This is a genomic window from uncultured Bifidobacterium sp. (assembly GCF_959020155.1).
GTDB lineage: Bacteria > Actinomycetota > Actinomycetes > Actinomycetales > Bifidobacteriaceae > Bifidobacterium.
The window spans coordinates 1-3,717 of the sequence record NZ_CAUERC010000056.1 but is presented as its reverse complement, the minus strand read 5'-3'; the positions used below and the strand labels follow the sequence as shown (position 1 = coordinate 3,717).

At 61.7% G+C, this 3,717-nt stretch carries 3 protein-coding genes; 1 reads left to right on the top strand and 2 read right to left on the bottom strand.

The annotated features are described in order from the left end of the window. Positions 1-78 precede the first annotated feature (78 nt). Positions 79-1,404, top strand: a complete 1,326-nt coding sequence (gene murA / locus Q5H31_RS08160) for a UDP-N-acetylglucosamine 1-carboxyvinyltransferase (protein ID WP_007056295.1) — start codon at positions 79-81, stop codon at positions 1,402-1,404. Between the two features lie 48 nt (positions 1,405-1,452). On the opposite strand, the gene Q5H31_RS08155 is transcribed toward murA, so the two are convergent. Next, positions 1,453-2,706 (bottom strand): MalY/PatB family protein, encoded by a 1,254-nt coding sequence (locus Q5H31_RS08155; protein ID WP_195227048.1) that lies wholly within the window; start codon positions 2,704-2,706, stop codon positions 1,453-1,455. Positions 2,707-2,799: 93 nt separating this feature from the next. Then, a partial coding sequence (locus Q5H31_RS08150) for a LysR family transcriptional regulator (protein WP_302457668.1) occupies positions 2,800-3,717 on the bottom strand: 918 nt, incomplete at its 5' end.

Below are 3,717 nucleotides of genomic sequence, written 5' to 3'. Positions count from 1 at the left end.
TTTCACGGAGTCGGCACATGGCTTATGGCAAACTGGACGGTAGCATTTTTTGAATCTTGATTGATTGAGGAGAGTGGCGTGGCTGAGAATCCGGATGACGTGTTGCATGTCGAGGGCGGCAAGCCTTTGAATGGCACGATCAAGGTGCGTGGCGCGAAGAACTTCGTGAGCAAGGCGATGGTCGCCGCGTTGCTGGCACCGGGCAAGTCGGTGCTGAAGAACGTGCCGGAGATTCGTGACGTGCATGTGGTGTCCGATTTGCTACGTCTGCACGGCGTGGACGTGGATGTGGACGGTGCGAACGGCATTGTGACCATCGACGCCTCGCGTGTGCAGCTGGCCGATGTGGCCGACGTGGATACACTGTCCGGTTCGTCGCGCATCCCGATCCTGTTTTCCGGCCCGCTCGTGCACCGTTTGGGTGAAGCGTTCATTCCCGCGTTGGGCGGCTGCGCGATTGGCGGACGTCCGATTGACTTCCATCTGGAGACGCTGCGCAAGCTGGGCGCCACGGTGGACAAGGAACACAAGGACGGCATCCACATCACCGCGCCCAACGGCCTGCACGGCGCGAAGATCCACCTGCCGTACCCGTCCGTGGGCGCCACCGAGCAGACTTTGCTGGCTGCCGTGCTGGCCGAAGGCAAGACCGAACTGTCGGGCGCGGCCACCGAGCCCGAGATCATGGATCTGGTGTGCGTGCTGCAGAAGATGGGCGCGATTATTTCCGTGGACGTGGACCGCACCTTCCGCATTGAAGGCGTCAAGGAGCTGCAAGGCTACACGCACACGTCGCTGACCGACCGTATCGAGGCCGCGTCCTGGGCGTCCGCCGCGCTCGCCACGCACGGTGACATTTTCGTCAAGGGTGCCACCCAGCCGGAGATGATTACGTTCCTCAACGTGTTCCGCAAGGTGGGCGGCAAGTTCGAAGTGACCGATAAGGGCATTCGTTTCTGGCATCCGGGCGGCGACCTAAAGCCCGTGGCTATCGAGACCGACGTGCATCCCGGGTTCATGACGGACTGGCAGCAGCCGCTCGTGGTGGCCCTGACCCAGGCCAATGGCCTGTCGATTGTGCACGAGACCGTGTACGAGAACCGCTTTGGCTTTACCAAGCCGCTGGTCGAGATGGGTGCCACCATCCAGTTGTACCGCGAGTGCTTGGGCTCGCTGCCCTGCCGTTTCCGGCAGCGCAACTACAAGCATTCCGCCGTGATCTTCGGACCGACCCCGCTGACCGGACGCGACATCGACGTGCCGGACCTGCGTGGTGGGTTCAGCCATCTGATCGCGGCCTTGGCCGCGTCAGGCCCCTCGGACGTGCACGGCATCAGCCTGATCGACCGAGGCTATGCCGACTTCCGCGGCAAACTCGAAGCCCTCGGTGCCGACTTCGACTAATTCGGCCGTTCCTCGGCTCCCCTCTTTGAGGGGAGCCGCAATTCTGTTCTACAACAACCCGTCCGCCTCAAGTGCGGCGGCCATGCGGTCGAAGCATTCCTCCAGTAGCGGGTAGGGCATGGCGAAGTTCATACGCACGCAACCGCGCCCGACCTCGCCGCATTCACGGCCGTCTGTCAACGCCACGTTGGCCTTCTTAAAGAAATAGTTGGCCGGGTCGCCGATGCCCAGTGGCGAGAAATCCAGCCACGCGATATACGTGCCCTGCGGCTCCACATAGCGCACCTTGGCGAATCTCGTGCGCATCTGCTCGTTGACCAGCGCGATATTGCGCTCGATATATGCCATCACGCCCTCGAACCATGCCGCGCCGCCGTCATAGGCCGCAGTGGTGGCTATGGCACCGATGGTGGCCGTCTGGTGCTCGGACCATTCCGCGTTCCTCATCCATAGTTCCAGATCGTCCGGATTGGTGAGAATCACCTGCGCGCACTTGGTGCCGGGAATGTTGAACGACTTCGAGGCTGAAGTGGAGGTGAAAGCCTGCATGGCCGTCTGCCGGTTGATTGAGGCGAATGGCACATGCGTGTGGCCTTGGTAGACGAACGGCGCGTGAATCTCATCGGAGAATATACGCACGTCGTACTTGGCGGCCAGATCGGACAATCGCAGCATTTCTTCGCGCGTCAATACCTTGCCGATCGGGTTGTGCGGGTTGCACAGCACGAAGGCATGGCAGCCGTTCGCGAACGCCTGCTCAATGGCGTCGAAATCGAACAGCCATTCATCATTGCGCCCGCTGCTCTCGCCGGCGCCCGCGCACAGCATCGGAATCTCAAGGACCTCCACGCCATACAGACGCGGCACACTTAGGAACGGCATATAGGCCGGAGTCGGTACCACGATGGAGTTACCGGCGCGCACGATCTCGCGCAGGAACACTTCGAACGCCTCCAGCACGTCCGGCACCGGGCGGATGCACGTTGGATCCACCTCCCAGCCGTAGCGGCGCTGCCATGCGGCGCACGAGCGGGCGACCTCCTTCTTCCACGGGTCGGGAATGTAGCCGAGCGCGCCACGTTCAGTAGCCTCTTCGATGGCTTCGGCCACGCACGGTGCCAGACCGTAATCCATCTCGGCGATGAATGCGCCGATGCAGCCGGGGTAACGGGTCCATTTATCCGAACCGACCTGCTCCAGATCCTCGATGGTCGTCACGTCGATGTGATTGGCATCAAAGCAAGAGGTGCCGGCGGTTGCGTTGCTCAAAGTCGTTGACTGGGGAATGTTGTTCATGCTCATAACATGTCATTGTTCCCGGTGCAGAAGGGCTGCTCAACGGTCTGGCTCCCCGAAATCGTGATGGCGCTCGCAAGCTTGCTTATCGCTGTGCGACTACTTGGCACTCAAATATTTGAGTGCCGTGCGCTCGAGCTCCTCGAGCAATGAACCAAGCGCGGGGCGATGGTCGCCGGCACGAGTCACGATGCCGACCTCGCGCGCCGCAAAATCGTCGGCAATGGGACAGGCCACCAGATCGCCCTGCAAGTTGATATGCGTATCGAGCGCCGGCACCAGCGAGACGCCCATACCAACCTCGACCAGGTTCTGCGTGGCCCAGTAATCATCCGTGCAGTGGCGGATATCCGGCTTGAATCCGGCACGGGTGGCCAGTTTCACCAAATTTGCGCGGCAGGTGGGGCAGCCGGCGATCCAATGCTCGTCTTTGGCGGCGGACAGCGGCACAGGTTCGCCGGTCTCCTCGAATCGTTTGGCGATGCTGCTGGAGCGGCGCACCAGCAGTCGCATCGGGTCGTAACCCAGCGAATGGAAGGTCAGGTCGTCGCCGATGTGCAGGAAGTTCGGGATGCTGCTGTAGCGGAACACGGCGGCGGCATCGGCCTTGCCTTGGGAAATCAGGCCGATCGCCTCCGGCGGCTCCATCTGAATCAGGCTCAGCTCGATGTCCGTGAACATACTGAGCTTGACCACGGTACGGGCCGCGATAGTAGAGCAGATTGACGGTGGGGCCACCAAATGCAGGTGAGCAAACCGATGATGCCGATAATCCTCGACTTCACGGGCCGCCCGCTCCAGCCGATCGGCGATGGCCTCGCCGTGGCGGGCGAGCATCGAACCGGTGGCGGTGAGTTCCACACCATGCGAGGTGCGTTGCACCAGAGTCGAACCGCACTGTGCCTCCAGCTTTTTGATCTGCTGGCTGATGGCCGGCTGCGACCAACCCGTGGCCTTGGCCGTGGCGGAGAACGAACCATACTGTTCGATCTGCCACAACGTGACCAATGATTGGGG